The organism is Microbacterium sp. A20 (genome assembly GCF_004794515.1).
In the GTDB taxonomy this organism is placed as follows: domain Bacteria; phylum Actinomycetota; class Actinomycetes; order Actinomycetales; family Microbacteriaceae; genus Microbacterium.
Map to the genome: position 1 here is coordinate 1 of NZ_SSDF01000042.1, position 25,272 is coordinate 25,272.

21 protein-coding genes and 1 tRNA gene are annotated in these 25,272 nt (G+C 68.5%); 18 read left to right on the forward strand and 4 right to left on the reverse strand.

Annotated elements, in window-relative coordinates; translation table 11 throughout:
* The first annotated feature begins 157 nt into the window (after positions 1-157).
* Positions 158-850: a DUF2520 domain-containing protein gene (locus DW298_RS02515; RefSeq protein ID WP_136040937.1), complete on the forward strand. Its 693-nt coding sequence runs from the start codon at positions 158-160 to the stop codon at positions 848-850.
* Between the two features lie 13 nt (positions 851-863).
* Here the strand turns inward: DW298_RS02515 and DW298_RS02520 are convergent, their stop codons facing one another.
* On the reverse strand, positions 864-2,753 hold the full coding sequence (locus tag DW298_RS02520; protein ID WP_136040938.1) for a DUF2207 domain-containing protein: 1,890 nt from the start codon (positions 2,751-2,753) through the stop codon (positions 864-866).
* Positions 2,754-2,832: 79 nt separating this feature from the next.
* Between DW298_RS02520 and lysS the strand changes: the two genes are divergently transcribed.
* A complete protein-coding gene (gene lysS / locus DW298_RS02525; protein WP_136040939.1) occupies positions 2,833-4,365 on the forward strand; it encodes a lysine--tRNA ligase in 1,533 nt (510 codons plus the stop codon).
* A gap of 17 nt (positions 4,366-4,382) precedes the next feature.
* On the opposite strand, the gene DW298_RS02530 is transcribed toward lysS, so the two are convergent.
* Positions 4,383-5,507 (reverse strand): DUF4192 family protein, encoded by a 1,125-nt coding sequence (locus tag DW298_RS02530; RefSeq protein ID WP_136040940.1) that lies wholly within the window; start codon positions 5,505-5,507, stop codon positions 4,383-4,385.
* 112 nt (positions 5,508-5,619) lie between these two features.
* Here DW298_RS02530 and DW298_RS19190 point away from each other — a divergent pair, with 112 nt between their 5' ends.
* From DW298_RS19190 to DW298_RS02540, 3 genes are all read left to right on the forward strand, one after another.
* On the forward strand, positions 5,620-5,793 hold the full coding sequence (locus tag DW298_RS19190) for a hypothetical protein (protein ID WP_167381640.1): 174 nt from the start codon (positions 5,620-5,622) through the stop codon (positions 5,791-5,793).
* An 86-nt stretch (positions 5,794-5,879) separates the two neighbouring features.
* Complete coding sequence (gene cls, locus DW298_RS02535) at positions 5,880-7,340, forward strand: cardiolipin synthase (RefSeq protein ID WP_136040941.1); 1,461 nt, start codon at positions 5,880-5,882, stop codon at positions 7,338-7,340.
* A gap of 56 nt (positions 7,341-7,396) precedes the next feature.
* Complete coding sequence (locus tag DW298_RS02540; protein ID WP_136040942.1) at positions 7,397-8,125, forward strand: hypothetical protein; 729 nt, start codon at positions 7,397-7,399, stop codon at positions 8,123-8,125.
* A 108-nt stretch (positions 8,126-8,233) separates the two neighbouring features.
* Here the strand turns inward: DW298_RS02540 and DW298_RS02545 are convergent, their stop codons facing one another.
* A complete protein-coding gene (locus DW298_RS02545) occupies positions 8,234-9,232 on the reverse strand; it encodes a diacylglycerol kinase family protein (RefSeq protein ID WP_136040943.1) in 999 nt (332 codons plus the stop codon).
* Positions 9,233-9,332: 100 nt separating this feature from the next.
* On the opposite strand from DW298_RS02545, the gene serS reads away from it, so the two are divergent.
* The 9 genes from serS to DW298_RS02590 all read left to right on the forward strand — a co-directional run bounded on the left by serS (position 9,333) and on the right by DW298_RS02590 (position 19,112).
* The gene (gene serS, locus DW298_RS02550; RefSeq protein ID WP_136040944.1) at positions 9,333-10,649 is read left to right on the forward strand and encodes a serine--tRNA ligase; all 1,317 of its coding nucleotides are present in this window, start codon (positions 9,333-9,335) and stop codon (positions 10,647-10,649) included.
* On the forward strand, positions 10,646-11,467 hold the full coding sequence (locus tag DW298_RS02555; RefSeq protein ID WP_136040945.1) for an HAD family hydrolase: 822 nt from the start codon (positions 10,646-10,648) through the stop codon (positions 11,465-11,467). Before serS ends, DW298_RS02555 begins: the two co-directional genes overlap by 4 nt.
* A 43-nt stretch (positions 11,468-11,510) precedes the next feature.
* Positions 11,511-11,595 (forward strand) — tRNA-Ser (locus DW298_RS02560).
* 50 nt (positions 11,596-11,645) lie between these two features.
* A complete protein-coding gene (locus DW298_RS02565; protein ID WP_136040946.1) occupies positions 11,646-12,893 on the forward strand; it encodes an LCP family protein in 1,248 nt (415 codons plus the stop codon).
* Between the two features lie 63 nt (positions 12,894-12,956).
* Complete coding sequence (locus DW298_RS02570) at positions 12,957-13,961, forward strand: LacI family DNA-binding transcriptional regulator (RefSeq protein ID WP_136040947.1); 1,005 nt, start codon at positions 12,957-12,959, stop codon at positions 13,959-13,961.
* Between the two features lie 179 nt (positions 13,962-14,140).
* Entirely contained in the window at positions 14,141-15,784 is a 1,644-nt protein-coding gene (locus tag DW298_RS02575) for a glycoside hydrolase family 13 protein (RefSeq protein ID WP_205820232.1), read from the forward strand.
* A gap of 41 nt (positions 15,785-15,825) precedes the next feature.
* The gene (locus DW298_RS02580; protein WP_136040949.1) at positions 15,826-17,196 is read left to right on the forward strand and encodes an extracellular solute-binding protein; all 1,371 of its coding nucleotides are present in this window, start codon (positions 15,826-15,828) and stop codon (positions 17,194-17,196) included.
* Between the two features lie 6 nt (positions 17,197-17,202).
* Complete coding sequence (locus DW298_RS02585; protein ID WP_205820230.1) at positions 17,203-18,168, forward strand: sugar ABC transporter permease; 966 nt, start codon at positions 17,203-17,205, stop codon at positions 18,166-18,168.
* Positions 18,165-19,112, forward strand: a complete 948-nt coding sequence (locus tag DW298_RS02590) for a carbohydrate ABC transporter permease (RefSeq protein ID WP_136040950.1) — start codon at positions 18,165-18,167, stop codon at positions 19,110-19,112. The genes DW298_RS02585 and DW298_RS02590 overlap by 4 nt, the downstream gene beginning before the upstream one ends.
* Before the next feature lie 88 nt (positions 19,113-19,200).
* On the opposite strand, the gene DW298_RS02595 is transcribed toward DW298_RS02590, so the two are convergent.
* Entirely contained in the window at positions 19,201-20,208 is a 1,008-nt protein-coding gene (locus DW298_RS02595; protein WP_136040951.1) for a LacI family DNA-binding transcriptional regulator, read from the reverse strand.
* A gap of 148 nt (positions 20,209-20,356) precedes the next feature.
* Between DW298_RS02595 and DW298_RS02600 the strand changes: the two genes are divergently transcribed.
* From DW298_RS02600 to rhaS, 4 genes are read left to right on the forward strand one after another with little or no spacing between them, the layout of a single operon-like run.
* Complete coding sequence (locus tag DW298_RS02600) at positions 20,357-21,886, forward strand: sugar ABC transporter ATP-binding protein (RefSeq protein ID WP_136040952.1); 1,530 nt, start codon at positions 20,357-20,359, stop codon at positions 21,884-21,886.
* On the forward strand, positions 21,883-22,911 hold the full coding sequence (locus DW298_RS02605) for an ABC transporter permease (protein WP_136040953.1): 1,029 nt from the start codon (positions 21,883-21,885) through the stop codon (positions 22,909-22,911). The genes DW298_RS02600 and DW298_RS02605 overlap by 4 nt, the downstream gene beginning before the upstream one ends.
* Positions 22,908-23,960 (forward strand): ABC transporter permease, encoded by a 1,053-nt coding sequence (locus tag DW298_RS02610; RefSeq protein ID WP_136040954.1) that lies wholly within the window; start codon positions 22,908-22,910, stop codon positions 23,958-23,960. The genes DW298_RS02605 and DW298_RS02610 overlap by 4 nt, the downstream gene beginning before the upstream one ends.
* A 55-nt stretch (positions 23,961-24,015) precedes the next feature.
* Positions 24,016-25,059 (forward strand): rhamnose ABC transporter substrate-binding protein, encoded by a 1,044-nt coding sequence (rhaS, locus tag DW298_RS02615; protein WP_136040955.1) that lies wholly within the window; start codon positions 24,016-24,018, stop codon positions 25,057-25,059.
* The last annotated feature ends 213 nt before the right edge of the window (positions 25,060-25,272 follow it).

Consider the following 25,272-nt stretch of genomic DNA (forward strand, 5'->3'; position numbering starts at 1 on the left):
CCGCACCGGCTGCCGCACCGCCGGCACCTGCCGCTGCCCCGTCTGCACCTGCGCCCGCGCCGGCCGCGACGCAACCACCAGCTCCTCCCGCAGAGCCGCAGCTCCGGCGTCGGAGGACGCCTCCGCCCGCACCGTCGGATCAGCCGGAGGAGTGACTGTGGCGCGGGACGGACGCCTCGGCGTCGGCATCATCGGCGCGGGACGTGTCGGTCCGGTGATCGGTGCGGCGCTCGGCGGGGCGGGGCACGCCGTGATCGGGATCACGAGCGGCTCCGATGACGAGCGCGCCTCTGCCGTGCTGCCGGATGTGCCCGTGCTCGACGCGCTGGAGGTCGTGCGTCGAGCCGAGCTCGTGGTCATCGCGGTGCCCACCGAGCAACTGCCGTCGCTGGTGGCCGGCATCGCCGAGGTCGGGGGCTGGCAGATCGGTCAACTCGTGCTGCACACCGATCCCGCGTACGGGATCGACGTGCTGCAGCCGGCCGCAGAGCGAGGCGCGATCCCGCTCGCTGTGCATCCCGCCATCACCTTCACCGGAACCTCGATCGACCTGCGTCAGCTGCAGGCGGGTTTCGCCGCGGTCACAGCTCCCGCCGCGGTGCTGCCGATCGCCCAGGCGCTCGCCGTGGAGATCGGGTGCGAGCCGGTCGTGATCGCCGAGGCGGATCGAGCGGCCTATGCCGACGCGATCGCGACGGCCACCGAGTTCTCGCGGTCGATCATCGGTCAGTCGACTGCCCGGTTGCGCGAGCTCGGCGTGGAGAACCCGGGCGGCTACCTGTCGGCGCTGGTGCAGTCGACGGTCGAGCGGGCGCTGCGCGAAGCATCCGACTCCCCTCCCATGCTCTGAGAGTGCCGGCGGCTCATCGTCCGCCTGAGAAGCCTCCGCCTCCTCCACCCCCGGAGAATCCGCCGCCGAACGATCCTCCGGCGCTCGACGAGGAGCCCGTCGACGGTGCGGAGTACGTCGCCGCGGACTGCGACGAGGCCATGAACGAAGCCAGCTGCATGCGAAGAGCGAACGAGGCCGGGTCGCCGATCCAGGAAGCGCCTCGCTGAGCCTGCGCGTACGCACGCTCGAGCACGTCGCCCCACTCGTCTTCCAAGCCGAAGAGGATCGCGTAGGGGAGGAGCCGTTCGTAGACGTGGATGACGTCCGCCGTGCCCTCCGGCCGGCGCTCGGCGCCGCTGTACGACTGCAGCATCTGCAGACGGTCGGCGTCTGCGACGCGGATGAACTCCTTCACACCCTGCAGGTACTCGGAGACGCGCGCTCCCTCGGCCGTGAGGACGGTGTGCTTCGAGAAGGCGTACACGCTCGACAGGAACACGAGGAAGGCCACGATCGACATCACGACGAGCGCGGGGATCGCGGAGAGGCGGCCGCTGGTGGCCGCCCAGATTCCGAGGCCCAGTCCGATCAGGGCGACACCGATCGCGCACCACTGCAGGATCACGGCGCCGCGACTGCGCACCCTCTCGGTGAAGCCTCGGGATGCGGCAGCCGTCGTCCCGCTCTGCTGCAGGGCGGTCATGCGAGCGGCGAATGCCTCATCGGCGGCCGGCAGGTCGACCACGCCTTCGGCATCGGCGTCGAGGAACAGCGCTTCCAGCGCCTCCGCGTCGAGCTCGTCCGGTCCCGTCACCTCCGGCAGGCGGCGCAAGCGCGGCTCTTCGGCCTCCAGGCCTTCTTCGATGCGCAGGGCTCCGCGCACGGCGAGGTGCACGATCTCTGCGGGGATCACGTCCTTCGCCCCGGCGATGGCCGTCGCCGCGATGAGTGGGGGCAGGGAATCCGGCACGTCATACTGAGCCACGACGATTCCGGTGGCCACCCGGCGTCTCCGAGTGAATGCCGACACCGCGAACCAGCTGCCGACCGACAGCCCCGCGGCTCCCGCGGCTGCGACGAACGGGGCGACGTCGCCGACCGGGTCGGGTGTGCGCGCGAGGGGCTGGGTGACCGTGCCCGACTCGAACCCGATCGCCACAGTGACGCCGTCGCCGGCCGGACGCTCTCCCGACTCGACGCCGAACACCGTCACGCGGCCATCGGTCTGGGGGCCCCGCAGCTCGCACTCCGCCCGGGATCCCGATGGCCCGGTGTAGCAGCGCGTCGATCCGGTGAGCGCTGCGCCCAGCTCTTCATCGAACGCGATGTCGGTGCGGAACCGCTCGATCGGCTGCGTGCTGTCGAGGGGGAGCACATTCCAGTAGAACTCGTCCACCGCCGGGGTCGAGGACCCCGCAGCCGGCTTCGTCGCGAGGACCACATCGCGCATCTCGTACTCGATCACGTACGTGGTGAGCCCGTGCACGTAGTTGTCGTCGTCGCCGGTGAGAACGTACAGCAGCCCGTCTTCCTCGTCGGTCTCATAGGGCACCTCCTGGCCATCCTCATCGGTCACGGAAAGCACTCGCGTCTCGGTGCTCGCCCCCTCGTAAGCGGTCGTGAGTCCGCGGACGATGCCGTGATTCTGGTCTGCTTCCGGGAAGCGGGCGACCAAGGTCTCGGTCACGTGCATCCGCGCGCGGCCCTCGTCATCGAGCCCGACTTCGTACACGGCATCCCACGAGGCGTAGGAGAAGTCGTTCACGTCGTCTGACGCCGCCACCGCGCGCACGTGCGGCCCGAGTCCCGATCCGGCGTCGGCGGCGGCCGTGGTGTCGGCGGCGGCCGTGGCGGGAGTGGCGACCGCGGCAAACGCGAGCGAGAGGGCGGCGAACGCGCGGAGGATCCGTGGATGGGCCATTCTTCGAGGCTACCCAGCGCGTGCCCTGGGGTCGCGCGCCGCCTCGGTAAACTGGGAAGGACTTCCAAGGAGCCCCCACATGACTGACGCGTCTGCCGCGCCCGAATCGGCCTCGACCGACCCTTCTCCCGAAGAGGACGTCCACGAGCAGAAGGCCGTGCGCCTCGCAAAGCGCGAGCGTCTGATCGAGAAGCGGACGGATGCGGGCGGCGGAGCGTTCCCGGTCGGCGTGCCGGTCACGCACACGATCCCGGCGCTGCGCGCGGAGTACGGCGAGCTCGAGGCCGGCGCCGAGACGGGCGTCGTCGTCGGTATCGCGGGTCGTGTCGTGTTCAGCCGCAACACGGGGAAGCTGTGCTTCGCCACTCTGCAGGCCGGCGACGGCTCGCGCATCCAGGCGATGATCTCGCTCGCGAACGTCGGCGAGGAGTCGCTCGCGGACTGGAAGGAGTACGTCGACCTCGGCGACCACGTCTTCGTCCACGGTGAAGTCATCTCCAGCCGCCGCGGGGAGCTGTCGGTCATGGCCGACGGCTGGGCGATCGCCTCCAAGGCGATCCTCCCGCTTCCCAACGCGTACTCCGAGCTCAGTGAGGAAGGGCGCGTGCGCAGCCGCTACCTCGACCTCATCGTCCGTGAGCAGGCGCGAACCACCGTGCGTGCCCGTGCCGCGGTGAACGCCAGCCTGCGTGCGACGTTCACGAGCCACGACTACCTCGAGGTCGAGACCCCGATGCTGCAGGTGCAGCACGGCGGCGCCTCCGCTCGCCCCTTCGTCACCCACTCGAATGCGTTCGACACCGAGCTCTACCTGCGCATCGCGCCCGAGCTCTACCTGAAGCGCGCGGTCGTCGGCGGCATCGAGCGCGTGTACGAGATCAACCGGAACTTCCGCAACGAGGGAGCCGACTCCACGCACAGCCCCGAGTTCGCGATGCTCGAGGCCTACCAGGCGTACGGCGACTACAACCAGATGGCCGCGCTCACGCAGGAACTCGTGCAGAAGGCGGCGATCGCCGTCGCCGGTTCGACGACGGTGACCTGGGCCGACGGCACCGAGTACGACCTCGGCGGTGAGTGGGACCGCATCTCGATGTACGAATCGCTCTCTGCGGCAGTCGGTCGCACGATCACGCCGCAGGATTCGGTCGAGGACCTCATCGCGTTCGCCGAGGCGAACGACGTCGACCTGCCACCGCAGGCCACCCACGGCAAGCTCGTCGAGGAGCTGTGGGAGCACTTCGTGAAGGGTGATCTTGTTCGCCCGACCTTCGTGATGGACTTCCCGGTCGACACGTCCCCCCTCGTGCGCGAGCACCGCTCGATCTCCGGCGTCGTGGAGAAGTGGGACCTGTACATCCGGGGCTTCGAGCTGGCGACCGGGTACTCCGAGCTCGTCGATCCCGTGATCCAGCGCGAGCGGTTCGAGGCGCAGGCGAAGCTCGCCGCGCGCGGCGACGTGGAGGCGATGCCGGTCGACGACGAGTTCCTGCGGGCGCTCGAGCACGGTATGCCGCCGTCCGGTGGGATGGGCATGGGGATCGATCGTCTGCTGATGGCGATCACCGGCCTCGGCATCCGCGAGACCATCCTCTTCCCGCTGGTCAAGTAGGTCTCGATGCTCGACGGTCATGCCGCCGAGCTTCTGCGGAACGCCCACTCCGGAAGCATCGCGCCGGCGATCATGGTCTCCAGCAGGGCGGCGAGCGAGTATCGAGGGTCGATCTCGCGCACGAGCTCCAGATAGCGAGCGGCGTGGCTGGCTCGGCCGAGAGCCCACGACAGCCACGCCGCCGCGGTCAGTGGTGCCGGTCGGGCAGCGCGCGGTGCCCGTGCGGCCGCCTCGCGGACGACGGCGAGCGCGAGGCGGAGCCGATCGAAGTCCGGAGCCGGACCCTGGCCAAGGAACAGTCGCCCGAGCTCATCGGGGACCATCTCGCCCGATTTCGCGAACGCGGTCTGCGCGTCGAGCGCGCGGACGCCTCCCGCGAAGTCACTCGCCCACTGCGCGATCGCGACATCTCGGAGCAACGGTCGCTCCATGCACCACAGCAGCGTCGCAGTCGCATACGGCGGGAGGGCATCGGGTGCCGAGAGCACCGATTCGAAGAAGGCGGGCACGTCTTCGAGCAGCACGAGCGCGGCGATCAGCTGCGGATTCTCCCGCCCGGTCACCCGCCCCTTTGCCTCTCCGTCTTCGTCGAGCAGCGCCGCGAGCTCGAGTGCCGCTCTTCCCACCCTTTCCTTCTCGGCGAGATCCACATCCGGAAGGCGGGCCCCCGCAGCCTGATCCTCCGAGATGCCGGGTGCATCCGGACCCTCGGATGGGCAGCAGATCTCTGCGAGCGGGTGGAGGTCCGGGTCACGCTCCACATAGCTCGACCACCCCGACGGTGTCACGCAGAGCGCGTCGACGATGCGGAGCCCGGCGTCTTCCGCGCAGCCGAGCAGTTCGTCGACGGCCACGGCATGTGGGAGGACGAGACCGTCGCGGGTGGCCTCTGGCTCCTCGTCGGTGTATACGACCACGGCGACGGCATCCGTTCCCCGGACGCGAGCGAGGAGGCTGACCGCAGCGTCGGCATATGCCTCGATATCGGCACCGTCAGGGGGCAGATCGAGTCGCATGGCCCCGTCGGTGCGCGTGCCGTGGAAAGGCAGCAGCACGATGCTCCGACGAGGAGTGAAACCCGCGAGAGTGGGGACGATGCCGAGGAATGCGGCGGAATCGGTGGCGCGAAGCAGTGTTGTCATCCCGAGAGTGTCTCGGAGCCACGAGCCCGCGGGGTCGGAAAAGCGGCGTTGTGGATGCAGAACCTGAACGCGCGGCGATGTGCACGAGGAGTGGCTCGCGTACCATGGGGTGATGGACAACTTCTGGCTCGCCGCGGCCTGGTCGCTTCTGCCGACCATCGGGGTGAGCGTCGTGTTCGTCTTCGTGCTCCGCGGGATCCTCCGCTTCGACCGCACGGAGCGCAAGGTCCACGCCCAGATCGAGGCGGAGGAGCGCGCGGCCCGGGGTCTTCCGCCGCGCGTCTGAGTCCCACCCATCCGCTACTGTGAAGCCAGCGCGCCGGCATGGGCGCGCTCCCGAGGTGATCGTCACCGCGGTGGGGAGGGTGCACGATGACGGCAGAGACCTGGGGCTGGTGGTTCGCCGCCTTCCTGCTGGTGCTCGACATCGTCATCCGCGTCACGGCGATCATCGTCATCCCGCGCAATCGTCGCCCGACCGCCGCGATGGCCTGGCTCCTCGCCGTGTTCTTCATCCCGTTCGTCGGAGTCTTCCTTTTCCTGTTGATCGGAAACCCGCGACTGCCGCGCGCGCGTCGACGCAAACAGGACCAGATCAACGAGTACATCGCCGAGACGAGCGAGCACCTGCACTTCGGGACGCTGCGCCCGAACGCCCCCGCCTGGTTCGGTCCGATCGTCCAGATGAATCAGAGGCTCGGGGCGCTTCCGCTCTCGGGTGACAACGGCGCGCACCTGATATCCGACTACCAGGAGTCCCTCGACGAGATGGCCGAAGCCATCCGCACCGCCCAGGACTACGTGCACGTCGAGTTCTACATCCTCCAGTCCGACACGTCGACGGACAACTTCTTCCGCGCCCTCGAAGAGGTCTCGGCTCGAGGAGTCGAGGTGCGGGTGCTTCTGGATCACTGGGCGAACCGAGGCAAACCGCGCTACAAGCAGACCATCGCCCGACTCAACGCGATGGGCGCGGACTGGCATCTGATGCTGCCCGTGCAGCCGCTCAAGGGCAAGATGCAGCGTCCCGATCTGCGCAATCACCGCAAGCTGCTCGTCGTCGACGGCAACATCGCGTTCCTCGGATCGCAGAACATCACCGACTCGACCTACAACTTGCCGAAGAACATCAAGCGCGGGCTGCACTGGGTCGACCTCATGGTCCGCCTCGACGGCCCTGTGGTGCTGAGCGTGAATGCGATCTTCGTCGCCGACTGGTACAGCGAGACCGACACGGTGCTCGAGGGGATCGACATCGCCCACGCGAACATCGGCTCGGGGGACCTCGACTGCCAGGTCGTGCCGTCGGGTCCGGGGTTCGAGGTCGAGAACAACCTGCGCCTCTTCCTCGGGCTGCTGTATGCGGCGAAGAAGAAGATCATGATCGTCAGCCCCTACTTCGTCCCCGACGAGGCGCTGCTGCTCGCCGTGACCGCGGCCGTCGATCGCGGTGTCCACGTCGAGCTCTTCGTCTCGGAAGAGGGCGACCAGGCGATGGTGTACCACGCCCAGCGCAGCTACTACGAGGTGCTGCTCAAAGCCGGCGTCCGCATCTGGATGTACCGCAAACCGTACATCCTGCACACCAAGACCCTCACGATCGACGACGAAGTCGCGGTCATCGGCTCCAGCAACATGGACATGCGCTCCTTCGGTCTGAATCTCGAGGTCTCGATGCTGGTGCGCGGCGAGGAGTTCGTGAAGGAGATGCGCGAGGTCGAGGACAAGTACCGCTCGCTCAGCCGCGAACTCACGCTCGAGGAGTGGATGCAGCAGCCGTTGCGCTCGACGGTGCTCGACAACCTCGCCCGCCTGACCTCGGCCCTGCAGTAGTCGGCACGGCGCGTCCGGGCTACCGGGGCGATCTGGCCGCGGGCTACCCTGTGAGCATGACCTCTGTGCTCCGTCCGCTCGCCTCCGTCGTCGGTCTCGTCGCTGCGGCGCTCCTCGTCGCGGGATGCACCGCCGGCCCCGGTTCCGACGCCCCGTCGAGTTCGCCGGCTCCCGGTGCGGGAGACGTCGACGACCAGAACGACTTCGAGGGCGCGCTGCTCGACGACGGCCGCATGTTCGCCGTCATCACCGTGGGCTCGTCGACGTGCGTGCCGCAGGTCGATCAGGTCACGGCCGAGGGGCAGACCGTCACCGTGACGCTCGTCGACCCCGAGGGCGAATCGCCGAAGCCGTGCACGAAGGATCTCGCTCCGCGGGCGAGCCTCGGCGCGCTGCCGGAGGGCGTCGACCCGAAGTCGGACATCACCCTGAACGTGACATACGGCGACCTCACCGACGACGTCGACCTCGACGGTGACCCGGCCGCCACCGGCACCCCGGGAACCACGACCGAGTTCCAGCCCTCCGCCGCCTGGCTCGACGACGACGGCCTCGTGCTGCTCACCTGGGGATCTTCGACCTGCCTGCCGCAGATCGAGTCTCTCGAGGGCGCGGGAAACACCGGAACCGCGTACTTCGTTACCGACGAGAATCAGGTCTGCACGATGGACATGGCACCCCGCGCGACCCTGCTCGCGTTCGGGGAGGACACGGTCGACGACGACGGCACCTTCACGCTGACGCTGGTCGGCGGTGGACTCGACGGCACGGTCGAGGTTCGCTGACCCCTGCGGGTAACCGTGGTGATCTTCTGGGCCACGCTCATCTTCTTGGCCGTGATCAGCGTGGTGATGGCGATCAAGCGACGTAAGCGCTGACGGGCGCCACCCGCCTCACAGCATGTGCACCGGGTGGCCGGGCGGCAGCGCGAGCAGGAGTGCGCCGGGGTCGGCCCAGCACGTGATGCGCACGGCGGCGCCGAACTCGTCGCCGTCGAGCTCGATCGGGATCGGTGCGGGAGCGGCGGCCTCGGCCGCGGCTCCATGGAAGTAGTGCACCGACGCGTTCTTGCCGCGACGTTCGAGCACACGGCGACCTGCGCGGAAGCGCCGCAGCACGGAGTTGTCCCACCAGATCTTGCGCCACACGGCGAACCAGCCGAGCACTCCGGTGGGCTGGATGACGGCGACGTCGAGAGCGGCATCCGTGATCGACGCGTCCGGGATGAGGGCGATGCCGGCGGGAAGGGTGCCGCAGTTGGCGAAGAGCAGACTGTAGGCGCGGTGCGAATGCAGTCGTCCTTCATCGACCTGATACACGGCGCGGAAGGGCTTCGCGCGGGGGAGGGAGCGGGCTGCACCGTCGACGTAGGCGATCCACCCCACCGACTTCTTCAGGTCGGAGCGCGTGTTCGCGATCATGTCGGCGTCCAGCCCCATGCCGGCCAGCACCACGAACGCGTGCTCCTCCTCGTCGCCGTTCTCACGGGTCAGCCGCGCGCGACCGATGTCGATCGGATGCCGGAAATCGCCGAGGGCCGCACGGATCATCTCGGCCGGATCGGCGAGCGGCAGGCCGAGATTGCGCGCGAGCAGGTTGCCGGTGCCGCTCGGCAGGATCGCCAATGCCACTCCGGAGTTCGCGATCGCCTCCGAGACGGCGCGCACGGTCCCGTCGCCACCGGCGACCAGCACGACGTCGACGTTGCGCGCGAGTGCCTGCGCGGTCGCGCCCTGCCCGGCGTCCTCGATCGTCGTCGGATAGAAGGCCGGGTGGTCCCATCCGGCCTCGCGCGACAGATCGCGAACGGTCTCGCGCAGATGCTTGCCGTCGACCTTGATCGGGTTGTAGATGAGCGCCGCCTGTCGGAGAACGGGGGCGCTGGTGGTCATGGCGCTACTCTAAACCGGGACGCGGCCGGGTCGCTCACCCTGATGGGGTGAGGCGGAGGGGGCCGCTCGGCGCGGCGGCACCGCACCGTAGACTTGGGAGATGATCGACCTCGCACTCCTCCGCGAAAACCCGGAGATCGTCCGCCGTTCACAGGCTGCCCGTGGAAACGACCAGAGCACCGTCGACGTCGCACTCGAGGCCGATCGATCGCGCCGGGCCGCACTCTCCGCGTTCGAGGAGCTGCGCGCCGAGCAGAACGCGTTCGGCAAGCTGGTCGCGAAGGCTCCCAAGGAGGAGAAGGCCGCCCTCGTCGCGCAGGCGAAGGACCTCGCCGAGCGCGTGAAGCAGGCGCAGCACGCGTCGAACGAAGCGGCGGAGGCGGCATCCGCAGCTCTCGCCCGCATCGAGAACGTCGTCATCGACGGCGTCCCCGCCGGCGGCGAGGCCGACTTCGTCGAGCTGCGTCGGGTGGGCGAGGTTCCCGCATTCGACTTCGAGCCGCGTGACCACCTCGAGCTCGGTGAGCTCCTCGGCGCGATCGACATGGAGCGCGGTGCGAAGGTCTCCGGCGCGCGCTTCTACTTCCTGCGCGGCATCGGCGCACGCCTCGAGATCGCCCTCATGAACCTCGCGCTCGACAAGGCGCTGCAGAACGGGTTCGTGCCCCTGATCACGCCGACCCTCGTGCGCCCCGAGATCATGCAGGGCACCGGGTTCCTCGGCGAGCACGCCGACGAGGTCTACCACCTCGACAAGGATGACGATCTGTACCTCGTCGGAACCAGCGAGGTCGCGCTCGCCGGGTACCACAAGGACGAGATCGTCGACCTCGCCGACGGCGCCCTCCGCTACGCGGGCTGGTCGACCTGCTACCGCCGCGAAGCGGGTTCGCACGGAAAGGACACCCGCGGCATCATCCGGGTGCACCAGTTCAACAAGCTCGAGATGTTCGTCTACACGACCGCAGAAGAGGCCGAGGCAGAGCACCTGCGCCTCGTCGCGCTGCAGGAGGAGATGCTCACCTCCCTCGGGCTCGCCTACCGCGTGATCGATGTCGCCGCGGGTGATCTCGGCTCGAGCGCGGCACGCAAGTACGACATCGAGGCGTGGGTGCCGACGCAGGGGGCGTTCCGAGAGCTCACCTCCACGTCGAACTGCACGACCTTCCAGGCGCGCCGCCTCGACGTGCGGCACCGTCCCGCCGTCGATGCGACGGATGCTGCCGCTCAGGGCGCCGCGAAGACACAGCACGTCGCCACTCTGAACGGAACGCTGGCCACCACGCGCTGGATCGTCGCCCTGCTCGAGACGCACCAGCAGGAAGACGGATCGGTGCGCGTGCCGGAGGTGCTGCGTCCGTACCTCGGCGGGCTCGAAGTGATCCAGCCCCTCGGCGACGGGCGGGCAGCTCGGTGACGGGCCCCTGGCTGGTCGGGCTCGACGTCGACGGCACCATCCTGCTGCAGGACGAGACGATGAGTCCGGGTGTCCCCGAGGCCGTCGCGCGCGTGCGCGATGCCGGACACGTGGTGACGATCGCGACCGGGCGCAGCTGGATGGCCACGCGACGCTACGTCGAGGAGCTCGGCCTCACCGCCGACTACGTCGTGTGCTCCAACGGCGCCGTGACGATGCGCCGTGACGGCGACGACTGGGAGCGCTGGAACGTCGAGACCTTCGACCCGACTCCGGTGCTCGGACTGCTGCGCGACCGTCTTCCGGACGCCCGGTACATGGTCGAACTCGCCTCGGGGCAGCGGCTGTTCACCGAGCAGCTCGACGACTGGACGCTCGACGGCGGCCGGCAGGTCGACTTCGAAGAACTCGGCGCGCTGCCGGTCTCCCGCATCGTGGTCGTCTCGCCCGGCCATGACGAAGACGACTTCCACCGCCTCGTGGCGGACGCCGGCCTCAACGAGGTCTCCTACGCGATCGGCTGGACCGCGTGGTTGGACATCGCCCCGCAGGGCGTCGACAAGGGCACCGCGTTGGAGCAGGTGCGCACCGAGCTCGGGCTCGACGGCGGGCGCATCCTGGTCGCCGGCGACGGGCGCAACGACATCGGCATGTTCGGCTGGGCGCGCGCACTCGAGGGGCGCGCCGTGGCGATGGGGCAGGCTCCCGACGAGGTGAAGGACGCCGCGAGCGAGGTCACCGCCGACGTCGAGGACGGCGGGCTGGCGCAGGCGCTCGACACGCTTCCAGCACCCGCCCAGGTCAGCGCGGGAGAATAGAACTCGGCTAGACTCACGCCTTGTCGACAGATGCGTCTGTCGAGGAGGGTTGTCCGAGCGGCCGATGGAGCTGGTCTTGAAAACCAGTGGGCAGAGATGTCTCGTGGGTTCGAATCCCACACCCTCCGCACAGCGAGCACGGTGACCCCGCACCGGTGCTGAATCCGAAAGGGTACGAGTGAGCGACAACACGCGACGCCGCCGCACCATCGCACGGCACGGTCAGCTGGAGACGCCCAGCTCGCTCAGCCAGCTGCTGAAGTTCATCGCGATCGGCCTGGCCGTGGTGCTCGTCAGCGGATTCGGCGTCGGCGTCTACATCGCGTACGACTTCTCGAGCACCGTCGCGGCGAACGCCGTCGATCTGGAGGGCCAGGAGGTCGTCCCGCCGGACATCGGCGAGTACGAGAGCGGCTTCAACCTCGTCCTCACGGGAGTGGACACCTGCGAGGAGAAGTACAAGGACCTCTTCGGTGACCGGTGCACCGGGGGCGACGCCGAGGGCACGCTCAACGACGTCAACCTGCTGGTGCACGTCTCTCAGGAGCCCCGTCGGATCACCGTCGTCAGCTTCCCGCGCGACCTGATGCTCCCGATCCCGGAGTGCACCGACGACGAGGGCAACGTCCACTCGGCGATGAGCAAGCAGCCACTCAACACGGCGTACACGGACGGCGGCCTGAACTGCGTCGTCAAGACGATCTCCGAGCTCACCGGCCAGGAGGTCCAGTTCGCGGCATCCGTGACCTTCGGCGGCGTGATCGAGATCACCAACGCCATCGGCGGTGTCGACGTGTGCCTGGCGAACCCGATCAAGGACCGCTACACCGGCCTGGACATGGCCGCGGGAACGCACACGGTCGAGGGTCTTCAGGCGTTGCAGTTCCTTCGCACCCGTCACGGTGTCGGCGACGGCAGTGACCTCGGCCGTATCGGCAACCAGCAGCAGTACATGTCGAGTCTCGCGCGCAAGATGATCAGCGGCGAGGTGCTGGGCAACGTGCCGGTCATGCTCAAGCTGGCGAACACCGCGCTGAGCAACCTCGAGGCCAGCACATCGCTGGCGAACAACCCGATGACGCTCGTCCAGATCGCGCTCGCCGTGAAGTCCGTCCCGTTCGAGGACATCGTCTTCGTGCAGTACCCGACCGGTGCCGACTACGCCGACCCGAACAAGGTCGTCCCCAACGAGGAGGCGGCCGCGGCGCTCTGGGACGCGATCGAGGCGAACGCGCAGCTGCAGATCACGCACGAGAACAACAGCAACGACGGTGTCGTCGTGCAGGAACCGACGGAGCCGACCGCGCCGACCGAGGAGGCGACCCCCGATCCCTCCGCGACCCCGGAGAACGTCGTGGCGCTGCCCGACTCGATCAAGGGCAACTCGGCCGCTCAGGAGACCTGCTCCAACGGCAACGTCCGCTGACACCAGACTGAGACGGCGCAAGGCGTTTGCGCAGTCTTGCAAGAACTTGCGTACACTGACCCCATGTCGAAGCGACTCGCCGAGGTGGCGCGCAAGGTCGGTGTGAGCGAGGCCACGGTCAGCCGGGTGCTGAACGACAAGCCCGGCGTCTCCGATGCCACCCGCCAGGCGGTGCTGACCGCGCTCGATGTGCTCGGCTATGAGCGCCCGACGAAGCTGCGCGGCGAACGCGCCCGCCTGGTCGGCCTGGTGCTGCCCGAGCTGCAGAACCCGATCTTCCCCGCGTTCGCCGAGATCGTCGGCGGCGCGCTCACTCAGAACGGATACACCCCGCTGCTGTGCACGCAGAACGCCGGCGGGGTGACCGAGTCGGACTACGTCGACCTGCTCCTCGCGCAGCAGGTGTCTGGCGTGATCTTCCTCGGCGGAAACTACACGCAGGCGGACGCCGCGCACGAGCACTACGAGCGGCTGCGCCAGGTGAACCTGCCGACCGTGCTCGTCAACGCCCGCGTCCCCGAACTGCAGTTCGCGACCGTCTCGACCGACGATGCGGCCGCGGCCGAGCAGGCGGTCCTGCACATGCACCAGCTGGGGCACCGCCGCATCGGCCTGCTGCTGGGGCCGGCGGACCACGTGCCTTCGCAGCGCAAGCTCGACGCTGCCCGCCGACTGCTCGAGAAGCTCGGAGCGCCGCTGTCGGACGACCTCGTCGTGCGGGGCATGTACTCGCTCGAGTCGGGGCAGGCCGGTGCGGCGCGACTCTTCGCCGCCGGGGCCACGGCCATCGTGTGTGCGAGTGATCCGATGGCACTCGGCGCCGTGCGGGCCGCACGTCGCGCGGGGCTGTCGGTGCCGGGGGATGTGAGCATCGTCGGGTTCGACGACTCGGCGCTGATGAGCTGCACCGAACCGCCGCTGACCACGGTGCGGCAGCCGATCGAGTCGATGGGGCGCGCGATCATCGCTTTGCTGCTCGCGCAGATCGCCGGCACCTCCCAGCCGAGCGACGAGCTGCTGTTCGAGCCCGAGCTGGTGCTGCGCTCCTCGACGGGTCCGCTGGCCTGACCGGATCCCGATGGGCGAGGGCTTCTGTGCGCCTGCAAGACATTGCAAAATTCCAACAATCTGTTTAGTTCTTGCGTCAATCACTTGGAAAAGCTACATTCAACTCATCGCCACCGACGACGAGGAGATCCGTGGACACCGACGTTCTGCGCACGGCCGCACCCGCACGCACGCTGACCATGCCCGCGGGTGAGGGATGGTGGCGCACGGCGGTGATCTACCAGGTGTACGTGCGCAGCTTCGCGGACGGCAACGGCGACGGGATCGGCGATCTCGCCGGCGTGCGCTCGCGGTTGCCCTACCTGAAGAGCCTCGGCGTCGACGCTCTGTGGTTCACGCCCTGGTATGAGAGCCCGCTCGCCGATGGCGGCTACGACGTGCAGGACTATCGGCGGATCGACCCGCGCTTCGGTTCGCTCGAGGAGGCGGAGCAGCTGATCGCCGAGGCGCTCGAACACGGCATCCGCACGATCGTCGACATCGTGCCGAACCACATCTCCGACCGGCACGAGTGGTTCCGGCAGGCACTGGCGGCGGAGCCGGGGAGCCCGGAGCGGGAGCGCTTCTGGTTCCACCCCGGCCGAGGCGCGGACGGCGAGCAGATGCCGACGAACTGGGTGTCGAGCTTCCAAGGCGAGACGTGGACGCGCACACGGAACGCGGACGGCACGCCGGGGGAGTGGTACCTGCACCTGTTCACACCCCAGCAGCCCGATCTCAACTGGAACCACCCGGACGTGCGCCGCGAGCACGAGGACGTCTTGCGCTTCTGGTTCGACCGCGGAGTGGCCGGCGTGCGCATCGACTCGGCCGCCCTCCCGGTCAAGGACCCGGCGCTGCCCGACCTCCCCGCAGGAACGGCGCCGACGTCAGGGCATCCGCACATCGACCGCGACGAGCTGCACGACATCTACCGCGAATGGCGTGCCGTCGCCGACGAGTACGACGGCGAGCGCGTGCTGGTCGGCGAAGTCTGGATCGACGACGCGGAGCGCTTCGCCCGCTACCTGCGCCCTGGCGAGATGCACACCGCCTTCAACTTCGGATTCATGACGCAGCCGTGGAGCGCCCAGGCGATGCGTGACTCCATCACGCGCACTCTGTCCGAGCACGCCCCCGTCGGCGCTCCGGCGACCTGGGTGCTGTCGAATCACGATGTCACCCGGCCGGTCACCCGCTACGGGCAGGCCGATTCGTCGTTCGCGTTCGAGCGCAAGCGGTTCGGCACCGCGACGGATGCCGTTCGAGGCGCGCGTCGTGCCCGGGCGGCGTCGTTGCTCGTCGCCGCCCTCCCCGGCAGTCTCTACATCTACCAGGGCGACGAGCTCGGACTCCCCGAGGTCGAGCTGCCGCTCGACGCGATCGAGGATCCCATGCATTTCCGCTCCGGGGGCGTCGATCCGGGGCGCGACGGATGCCGGGTTCCCCTGCCCTGGGCGGGAGCGGCGACCCCGTACGGTTTCGGCGGCACCCCGTGGCTCCCGCAGCCGGACGACTGGGCGACGCTCACCGTCGAGGCGCAGGACGCCGACCCCTCCTCGACCTTGAACCTCTACCGCGCGGCGATCGCGCTGCGCAAGCGGACCGCCGACTTCGCCGGCAGCGACCTGGAGTGGTTGGAACTCGGAGCGGACGTCCTCGCGTTCCGCCGTGGCGACGGAACCGTCAGCATCACCAACCTGGGCGCCGTGCCCGTGCCGCTTCCTGCCCACCACGAGGTGCTCCTCTCCAGCGCTCCGCTCGACGGCGTGCTGCCCCCGGACTCCACTGCCTGGCTCGCGCTCCGCATCGCCCCAGGGCGCTCGCCGAGAGCGACCGACTAGCCCTGCACCACTGATCAGCACCACATGGAAGGACACAGACAATGAAGTCACCGATGAAGGCCCTCGTCGCCGGCGTCGCCGTGCTCACGGCGGTCGGCGCTCTTGCCGGCTGCACGTCGAGCGGAGGCGACGACAGTGCCGACGGCAAGACCGAGCTGCGCGTCGCGACGTTCCCCCCGGGAGCGGACGCGGCCGCGTATGAGGCATTCGCCGAACAGGAGAAGCAGTTCGAGAAGGAACACCCCGACATCGACATCGTGGGCGTCGAGTACGAGTGGGAGGGGCCGACCTTCGCCGTGCAGCTCGCCGGCGGAAGCCTGCCAGACGTCTTCACCGTGCCGTTCACCGACTCCAAGACCCTGCTCGAGAACGGCCAGCTGATGGACGTGACCGATGCGGTCGACGAACTCGGCTACACCGACAAGTTCAACCCGATCATCCTCGACGGCGTCACGGGCGACGACGGCAAGATCTACGGCTTCCCGCGCCAGGCGTACGCTGCCGCGCTGCACTACAACCGCGACCTGTTCACGCAGGCAGGGCTCGACCCGGACAACCCGCCGGAGACGTGGGACGAGATCCGCGAAGCGGCCAAGGCCATCACGGATGCCACGGGCAAGGCCGGCTACGCGCAGATGGCGATCAACAACACCGGCGGGTGGCAGCTGACGTCCCAGACGGTGGCGCGCGGCGGTCGGACGCAGACCGACAACGGCGACGGCACCGCCGAGTCCACGATCGACAACGACGCCACCAAGGCCGCGCTGCAGTTCCTGCACGACGTCAAGTGGGAGGACAACGCCTTCGGCTCCAAGGTCGACCTGGACTGGGGAACCATCAACCAGGAGTTCGCGGCCGGCAACATCGGCATGTACACCTCCGGTTCCGACATCTACACCGCGCTCGTGCGCGACTTCGGCATGGACTCGGCGATCTACGGGATGACGGTCGTCCCGATGGAGGGCGACGACCCCGGCACGCTCGGCGGCGGTGACATCGCCGTGATCAGCCCCACCGTCGACGAGGCGACGAAGGCCGCCGGCGTCACCTGGATCGACTGGTACTACATGCAGAAGCTCATGGACGAGGACGCGGCGGTGCTCGACGCGAAGACCCTGAACGAGTCCGGTCAGGCCGTCGGCACCCCGCTGCTTCCGGTGCTCAGCCGCGAGCTGTACGACGAGTCGCAGGAGTGGATCGCCGACTACATCAACGTGCCCGTCGACCAGATGGCGCCGTTCAGCGACCGCATCTGGGACCAGACGCCGGTCGGTGAGCCGAAGGTGAAGACCCAGGAGGTCTACGCGCTCCTCGACACCGTCGTGCAGAAGGTTCTCACCGATCAGAACGCAGACATCGACGCGCTGCTCGCCCAGGTGCAGACCGACGCGCAGGCGAAGCTCGACGAGTAACGCTTCATGACGATGACGCTCCCCGAGCAGCGGGCGGCGGTGGAGGACTCTCCGCCGCCCGCTGTGCGCACCTCTCGCCGCCGCTCACCGCTCACGTGGTTCCGCGGCGGCGGGCTCGCGAACCTCCTGTTCGTGCTCCCCATGCTGTTCGTGTTCGTGTTCTTCTCCTGGTCGCCGATCGTGCAGTCCGTGATCATGAGCCTGCAGAAGACGAACCTGATCGTCTCCGAATGGGTCGGGTTCGACAACTACCTCGCCGTGATCGGCGACCCCGAGCTCGGCCGCGCCGTGATCAACACGCTGTGGTTCGCCGTGCTCGCGCTGCTCTTCGGGTTCCCGCTGCCGCTGCTGATGGCAGTGCTGATGAGCGAGGTGCGCCGCGGCAAGGGCATCTACTCGGCCCTCGCCTACCTCCCGGTCGTGATCCCGCCCGTGGTGGCGGTGCTGCTGTGGAAGTTCTTCTACAGCGCCGACCCGTCCGGCGTGTTCAACACTGTGCTCGGTTTCGTCGGCATCCCGCCGCAGCCGTGGATCCAGGACGCGGTGCAGGCCATGCCGTCGCTCGTGCTCGAAGCCACATGGGCCGGAGCCGGCGGGTCGATCATCATCTACCTCGCCGCTCTCCTGGGTGTGCCGCCTGAGCTCTATGACGCGGCCGAGGTCGACGGTGCCGGCATCTGGAAGAAGGTCTGGCACGTCACGCTGCCGCAGCTGCGCGGCATCCTCTTCATCATGCTGATCCTGCAGGTGATCGCCACCGCGCAGGTCTTCCTCGAACCGTTCCTGTTCACCGGGGGCGGGCCCGCCGGAGCGACCAAGACCGTGCTGCTGTACATCTACGACAAGGCCTTCCGCAACAGCCTGGGTGGCGACTACGGCGAGGCGACGGCCGTCTCGGTGCTGCTCGCGGTCGTGCTCGCCCTGCTCTCCTGGCTGTACTTCAAACTGACCGACCGTTGGAGCACGACGTGAGCCTCACCACCCGCCTCTCGACCCGTGCCGCAGAGAAGGCGGCGGAGAAGGCCGCCGACACCGTCGGTGATCGCACGGTCATCTCCGACTCGGAGCGCCGTCGCCCCGGCATCCGCATCGGGATGTCCCTCACGCACGTGTTCCTCGCGGTCGGTCTGGTCGTCGCCGGTCTCGGCCCGATCCTGTGGCTGGCGAAGTCGGCGATCACGCCGACGCAGGACACCCTGCAGCAGCCGTTCGCGCTGTGGCCGAACGGCATGGACTGGGAGAACCTGTCGACCGCGTGGAACGACATCCACATCGACCAGTACTTCTTCAACACGGTGATCATCGCGCTCGGCGCCTGGTTCGTGCAGCTGTTCATCGCGACGACAGCGGGCTACGCGCTCTCGGTGCTGCAGCCGAAGTACGCGCCGATCCTGAACGCCCTGGTGCTGGCGACGCTGTTCATCCCCGGGATCGTGCTGCTGGTGCCGCTGTATCTGACGATCGTGCATCCGCCGCTGCTCGGAGACGTGAGCCTGCTCAACAACTACCTCGCGGTGTGGCTGCCGATGGGGGCGAACGCCTTCAACATCCTGCTGGTCAAGCGCTTCTTCGATTCGCTTCCGCGCGAGGTGTTCGAGGCCGCGCGCACCGATGGCGCCGGGCCCTTCCGGCTCTTCTGGTCGATCGTGCTGCCGATGTCGAAGCCGATCCTCGGGGTGGTCTCGGTGTTCGCGATCATCGCTGCCTGGAAGGACTACCTCTGGCCCATGCTCGTGCTGCCGGATCCGTCGGTGCAACCGCTGTCGGTGCGGCTGCCCGCCGTGCAGTCGCAGACCGAGCTCGATGTGTTCCTCGCGGCCCTCGCGATCGCCACACTGATCCCCATCGCGATGTTCCTGCTCTTCCAGTCGGTGTTCCTGCGTTCGGCCGGCCTCGGGGGAGCGGTGAAGGGGTAACGCCCTCGCGAGACCCCCGACTCGCGTCGAGACCCCGCCTTTTCTGCGCAGACAGGGCGGGGTCTCGACGCGAAAGCGGGGTCTCGGCTCAGCCGGTGGTCGAGCGCCGCACGATCAGCTCGGGCGGGAAGACGGTCTGCCGGGGGATGCTCTCGGGGTCGGACGCCTCTTCGAGCACGATGCGCAGGGCCGTGCGCCCGATCATCCGGCTGGGCTGGCGGATCGACGAGAGCGGCACCGCGGCCGCCGCAGCGAAGGGGATGTCGTCGAACCCGATGAGCGCGATCTCGTCGGGGACGAGCACCCGACCGCCGGCGACGAGTGACTGCAGCAGGCCGAGCGCCAGCAGGTCGTTCGCGGCGAACAGGGCGTCCGGCCATTCGCGGCGCGGGCGGGTGAGCAGCTTCGCGCCGGCGGACGCCCCCTCCTCCACCGTCATGGCGGAGGTGGGCACGACTTCGAGGTCGACGTGCACCGACGCGTTCTCGGCGGCGGCGCGCGCCCCGGCGAGCCGGTCGGTGACCTGGCGCATGTCGAAGGGCCCGCCGACGAAGGCGATGCGTCGTCGTCCCGCCTCGATCAGGTGCTCGACCGCCAGCCGCCCGCCCGCAACGCTGTCGACGGAGACCGATGAGAAGCCGCTGTCGGCGCTGAACCTGTCGACGAGCACCGTCGCGATGCCGCTGGCGCGGAAACGGCGCAGTTGCGTCATGACGTCGCCGTACGGGGCGATCAGGAGACCGCGCACCTGCTGTTCGCGGAAGAGGTCGAGGTACACCTTCTCGCGAGACGGGTCGTCGTCGGTGTTGCCGTAGAGGATCGCGATGCCGTGGCTGGACGCCTCGTCTTCGGCTCCGCGCACCACGTCGCTGTAGAACGGGTTCTGCCCGTCGAGGACCACGAAGCCGACGGTCGTGCTGATGCCCGCGCGCAGCTTTCGGGCGGCGTCGTTGCGCACGTACCCGAGTTCCTCGATGGCCCGGCTCACGCGTGCCACCGAATCGCTGGAGACCTCTTCCGGACGGTTGAGGACGTTCGAGACGGTGCCGACGGACACCCCGGCGCGGAGGGCGACATCGCGGATGCTGACCGGCACGTCCGTCCTCTCGTCGTCGGGTGGATCACGGTTCGGGCATCAGGGGTTGACCTGCGGCCCGCATCACATACACTAGCCTGAAACCTACCTGAATCGATTCAGGTTGATTCATTCCGAACATCATCCCCCTCAACGGAGAGGAAAGCCAGTGGTCGACGAAGCACCCGTCCGCAGTGCTCCCCCCACAGCGCTCGAGCTGCACCGTGTCGTGAAGTCCTTCGGACCCGTGATCGCGCTCCGCTCCGGAAGCCTCACGCTGCGGTCGCGGTCCATCCACGCCCTCATCGGCGAGAACGGCGCCGGCAAGTCGACGCTCGTGAAGATCATGGCCGGGCTCTACCGCCGCGACTCGGGCGACTTCCGTCTGCACGGCGAAGACGTCGACTTCACGAGCACGGCCCAGTCGAAGGCAGCGGGCATCGCGGTGATCTATCAGGAGCCGACGCTCTTCCCCGACCTCTCCGTCACCGAGAACATCTTCATGGGACGGCAGCCGACGGGAGCCCTCGGCCGTATCGACCGCAAGGCCATGCGCACCGAGGTCGACCAGATCTTCCGCCGCCTCGGCGTCGCGCTCGACCCCGATCGCATCACCGAGGGACTCTCGATCGCCGACCAGCAGATCATCGAGATCGCGAAGGCCATCTCCCTCGACGCCAGCGTGCTGATCATGGACGAGCCGACCGCGGCGCTCAGCGGGGTCGAGGTCGATCGGCTGTTCGCGGTCGCGCGGAGCCTGCGCGACGAGGGCCGCGCGATCCTGTTCATCTCGCACCGCTTCGACGAGGTGTTCGACCTGTGCGACACCGTCACCGTGATGCGCGACGGCGCCTACATCGACACGACGCCCATCGCCGAGACCACGGTCGACGACCTCGTTCGGCAGATGGTCGGCCGCGACGTCACCGAGCTCTTCCCTAAGCAGGAGGCCGAGGTCGGCGATGCGCTCCTCGAGGTGCGCGGGCTCACCAGCCCCGGTGTCTTCCACGACATCTCCTTCACGGTCCGCGCGGGCGAGATCGTCGCCCTCGCCGGACTCGTCGGCGCCGGCCGCAGCGAGGTCGCCCGCGCCGTGTTCGGCGTGGACGGCTACCGCGAGGGGGAGGTGCGGATGCTCGGGGTCGGTGTTCCGCGCCGCAGTCCGACCGCCGCGATGCGCAACGGCCTCGCCCTCGTCCCGGAGGATCGTCGCAAACAGGGACTCGTGATCGATGCGAGCGTCGGCGGCAACATCACGCTCGCCATCCGCCGCAATCTCGCCAAGTGGGGCCTGATCACCACCGGCATGGAGAACCGTGCGGCGAAGGTCTGGGCGTCTCGCCTCGAGGTCAAGACGCACGCCCTCGACACCGTGTCATCAACGCTCTCCGGTGGCAACCAGCAGAAGGTCGTTCTGGCCAAGTGGCTGGCCACCGATCCGCGAGTGCTCATCATCGACGAGCCGACCCGAGGGATCGACGTCGGCACCAAGTCCGAGGTGCACCGGCTGCTCTCGCAGTTGGCGGGTGAGGGGATGGGGATCCTGATGATCTCGTCCGAGCTCCCCGAGGTGCTCGGGATGGCCGACCGGGTGCTCGTCATGCGCGAGGGCCGGATCACCGCCGAACTCGACCGGGAGGACGCCACCAGCGAGAACGTCATGTTCGCCGCCACGCACGCATCGGAGCAGCACGCATGAGCACCACGGCACTGGCGACACCCGCCCCCACTTTCGCGAAGAAGCCCGGCGGCATCGGTCGCGCGCGCGAACTCGGAATCTTCGCGGCCCTCGTGCTGGTGGTCATCGCGGCCACCGTGAAGAACCCGAACTTCCTGTTCAGCGCCGACGGCTGGCGCGACCTGCTGCTGACTCCGTCGATCCTCGTGCTCGTCGCGGTCGGACAGGCGATCGTCATCATCACCCGCAACGTCGACCTCTCGGTCGGCTCGGTCATGGGGCTCACCGCCTTCCTGACGGGACGGCTCTTCATCGACGTCCCCGGCATCCCGATCCCGATCGTGGTCATCGCCGCCGTGATCTTCGGCGCCCTTCTGGGCCTGGTCAACGGTGCGCTGGTGGCCTTCGCCAAGGTGCCGGCGATGGTGATCACGCTCGGCACGCTGTATGCCTATCGCGGCATCAACGTGCTGTGGACCGGCAGCGACCAGGTGCACCCCTCCGATCTGCCGAAGGACTTCCTGCGCCTGGGTACCCAGCAGATCCTCACGATCCCGGTGCTCTCCATCGTCGCCATCATCGTCCTCGCGCTCGCCGCCTGGTACATGCGCAACACGAGAGGCGGCCGCGAGTACTACGCCATCGGCTCCGACCCGGGAGCCGCCGAGCTCTACGGCCTGAAGACCACTCGCCGGGTGCTCAGCGCATTCGTCCTCTCCGGGGCTCTGGCGGGACTCGCCGGTGTCTTCTACGTGACGCGGTACGGCTCCGTGAGCTCGCAGGTGGGATCGGGCTGGGAGCTGGATGCCGTCGGCGCGGCCGTCATCGGCGGCATCGCGATCACCGGCGGTGTCGGCTCCGTCTGGGGTGCGGCGATCGGCGCGATGTTGCTGATGACCATCAACCGGGCCCTGCCCATCCTCGGCATCCCCGACTTCTGGCAGCGCGCCGTGGTGGGTGTGCTCATCATCGGAGCGATCGTGCTCGACCGGCTGCTCGCCGTACGACAGAGACGGCAGCTCATCGAGGCAAGGGACGAATCATGACTACGACCACCACCACCTCGGGGGTCCGCGTGATCCGGGACTACGACCAGCCCCTGTGGCGGCGCATCCTCATCAACCGCGAGTTCGCGATCATCGGCCTGCTCGTGCTGGTCGTGCTCGTGTCCGCTGTGTCGATCCGCGGGTTCGCGCAGCCCATCACGGTCAACTACCTGCTGCTGGACGTGGCGCCGATCCTGCTGATCGCCCTGCCGATGACCCTGGTCATGATCACGGGGGAGATCGACCTCTCGGTCGGCTCGATGGTCGGCCTCGCCAGCGTCGTCACGGGTGTGCTCACCGAATCGGGTGCGCCGTTCGAGGTCGCCGCGCTGGCCGCGCTCGCGGTCGGCGTCATCGGCGGAGCGTTCAACGGCTTCCTCGTCACGGTCGTCGGGCTGCCATCGCTCGCCGTCACCATCGGCACCCTGGCGCTGTTTCGCGGGCTGGCCGTCGGCTTGCTCGGGACCACTGCCGTGACCGACTTCCCGGAGATGTGGACGGCACTGGCGAAGGCCAAGATCGCCGGCACCACGATCCCCTACATCGTGATCCCGTTCCTGATCCTGCTCGCGATCTTCGTCGTGATGCTGCACTTCACTCCGTTCGGCCGGGGCATCTACGCGATCGGACTCTCGAAGGACGCGGCCCGATTCTCCGGAGTGCACGTGGAGCGGACGAAGTTCATCCTCTTCATGCTCTCGGGTGTGGTCGCGGCGTTCGCCGGCATCTTCTACACGCTCCGTTTCGGCAGTGCCCGCGGCGACAACGCCACCGGGCTCGAGCTCCAGGTGATCGCCGCCGTGGTCCTCGGCGGGGTGTCGGTGTTCGGCGGACGTGGGCATCTGCACGGCGTCGTCGCGGCGGTGCTCCTGATCGGGGTGCTCGGCAGCGGCCTCCGTCTCGCCGGCGTCACCTCCGACGTCATCAACATCATCACCGGTGGCCTGCTGATCTTCTCGGTCGTCGCAGCCAGCGTCCTCGCCTGGGCGCAGCGCGTCCGTGCGAAGGCCGGACCACCACCCCGCGTCGCAGCCTCTCCCGCACCATGAGGCAGCCTCTCGCCGTCGGCATCCGCCCGCGGTGATCATCACGAAAGGAAGAACAATGACGTTTGCACGCAAGAGGGTCTCGGCGTTCGCCGCCGTGGCCGTCGCCGCAGCGCTCGTGCTGACCGGCTGCGCCGACACCGGCAGCGGGTCGGGCGACGCAGGCTCCGGAGAGGGCGGCGGATCCGACAACCTGTCGATCACGTTCCTGCCCAAGAACCTCGGCAACCCGTACTTCGACACCTCCAGCGAGGGCGGCAAGAAGGCCGTCGAGGAGTTCGGCGGCACGTTCGCCGAGGTCGGCCCGGCCGAGGCCACCCCCGACGCCCAGGTGAGCTACATCAACACCGCCACGCAGCAGGCGGTCGGCGCGCTCGTCGTCTCGGCGAACGACCCGAAGGCCATCTGCGACGCGCTCAACGAGGCACGGGATGCGGGAGTGAAGGTCGTCACCTTCGACTCCGACACCAACCCGGAATGCCGCGACCTGTTCATCAACCAGGCCGACTCCGAGGGCATCGCCAAGGTGCAGATCGACCAGATCGCCGAGCAGATCGGCGGCGCGGGTGAGATCGCCGTCCTGTCGGCATCGGCCAACGCCACCAACCAGAACGCCTGGATCGAGCTCATGAAGGAGTACGTCGCGAGCGACTACCCCGACATCACGATCGTCGAGACGGTCTACGGCGACGACGACGACCAGACCTCGTTCGACAAGACGGCGGCTCTGCTGCAGAGCCACCCGGAGCTGAAGGGCATCGTCTCGCCGACCACGGTCGGCATCGCCGCCGCGGCACGCTACCTCTCCACGTCGGACTACAAGGGCAAGGTCGCATTGACCGGACTCGGCACGCCGAACCAGATGCGCGAATACGTCGAGGACGGCACCGTCACCTCGTTCGCGCTGTGGAACCCGGCCGACCTCGGCTACCTGTCGGCCTTCGCGGCCAAGGCGTTGGTCGGGGGCGAGATCACCGGCAAGGAAGGCGACACGTTCGAGGCGGGTGACCTCGGCGAGTACGAGGTCGGCGCCGACGGCGTGGTCCTGCTGGGCGACCCGTTCGTGTTCGACGCGGACAACATCGGCGACTTCGACTTCTGAGTCGCGTCGCGAGAGGGCGTCGGGGCTTCGGCTCCGACGCCCTCTTCGTGTACGGGTCGGGGTCTCTTTGCGCACGCCTCGGGGTGGGGCGGACTTCTCGGCGATGGGCGGATGCGTGTCCCGCGATCGTCCGCCCGACGGCGAGATTTCCGCCCGAGGCGTGGACCACGCGCAGCGCGAACGCGGGTCGGCGCGGGTCGGCGCGGGTCGGCG

Coding starts and splice junctions, on each gene's coding strand:
- DW298_RS02585 (WP_205820230.1), top strand. CDS start 17,203: ATGACGATGACGCTCCCCGAGCAGCGGGCGGCGGTGGAGGACTCTCCG.
- DW298_RS02575 (WP_205820232.1), top strand. CDS start 14,141: ATGCCCGCGGGTGAGGGATGGTGGCGCACGGCGGTGATCTACCAGGTG.
- cls (WP_136040941.1), top strand. CDS start 5,880: ATGACGGCAGAGACCTGGGGCTGGTGGTTCGCCGCCTTCCTGCTGGTG.
- DW298_RS02605 (WP_136040953.1), top strand. CDS start 21,883: ATGAGCACCACGGCACTGGCGACACCCGCCCCCACTTTCGCGAAGAAG.
- DW298_RS02610 (WP_136040954.1), top strand. CDS start 22,908: ATGACTACGACCACCACCACCTCGGGGGTCCGCGTGATCCGGGACTAC.
- lysS (WP_136040939.1), top strand. CDS start 2,833: ATGACTGACGCGTCTGCCGCGCCCGAATCGGCCTCGACCGACCCTTCT.
- DW298_RS19190 (WP_167381640.1), top strand. CDS start 5,620: ATGGACAACTTCTGGCTCGCCGCGGCCTGGTCGCTTCTGCCGACCATC.
- DW298_RS02545 (WP_136040943.1), bottom strand. CDS start 9,232: ATGACCACCAGCGCCCCCGTTCTCCGACAGGCGGCGCTCATCTACAAC.
- DW298_RS02520 (WP_136040938.1), bottom strand. CDS start 2,753: ATGGCCCATCCACGGATCCTCCGCGCGTTCGCCGCCCTCTCGCTCGCG.
- DW298_RS02530 (WP_136040940.1), bottom strand. CDS start 5,507: ATGACAACACTGCTTCGCGCCACCGATTCCGCCGCATTCCTCGGCATC.
- DW298_RS02540 (WP_136040942.1), top strand. CDS start 7,397: ATGACCTCTGTGCTCCGTCCGCTCGCCTCCGTCGTCGGTCTCGTCGCT.
- serS (WP_136040944.1), top strand. CDS start 9,333: ATGATCGACCTCGCACTCCTCCGCGAAAACCCGGAGATCGTCCGCCGT.
- rhaS (WP_136040955.1), top strand. CDS start 24,016: ATGACGTTTGCACGCAAGAGGGTCTCGGCGTTCGCCGCCGTGGCCGTC.
- DW298_RS02570 (WP_136040947.1), top strand. CDS start 12,957: ATGTCGAAGCGACTCGCCGAGGTGGCGCGCAAGGTCGGTGTGAGCGAG.
- DW298_RS02580 (WP_136040949.1), top strand. CDS start 15,826: ATGAAGTCACCGATGAAGGCCCTCGTCGCCGGCGTCGCCGTGCTCACG.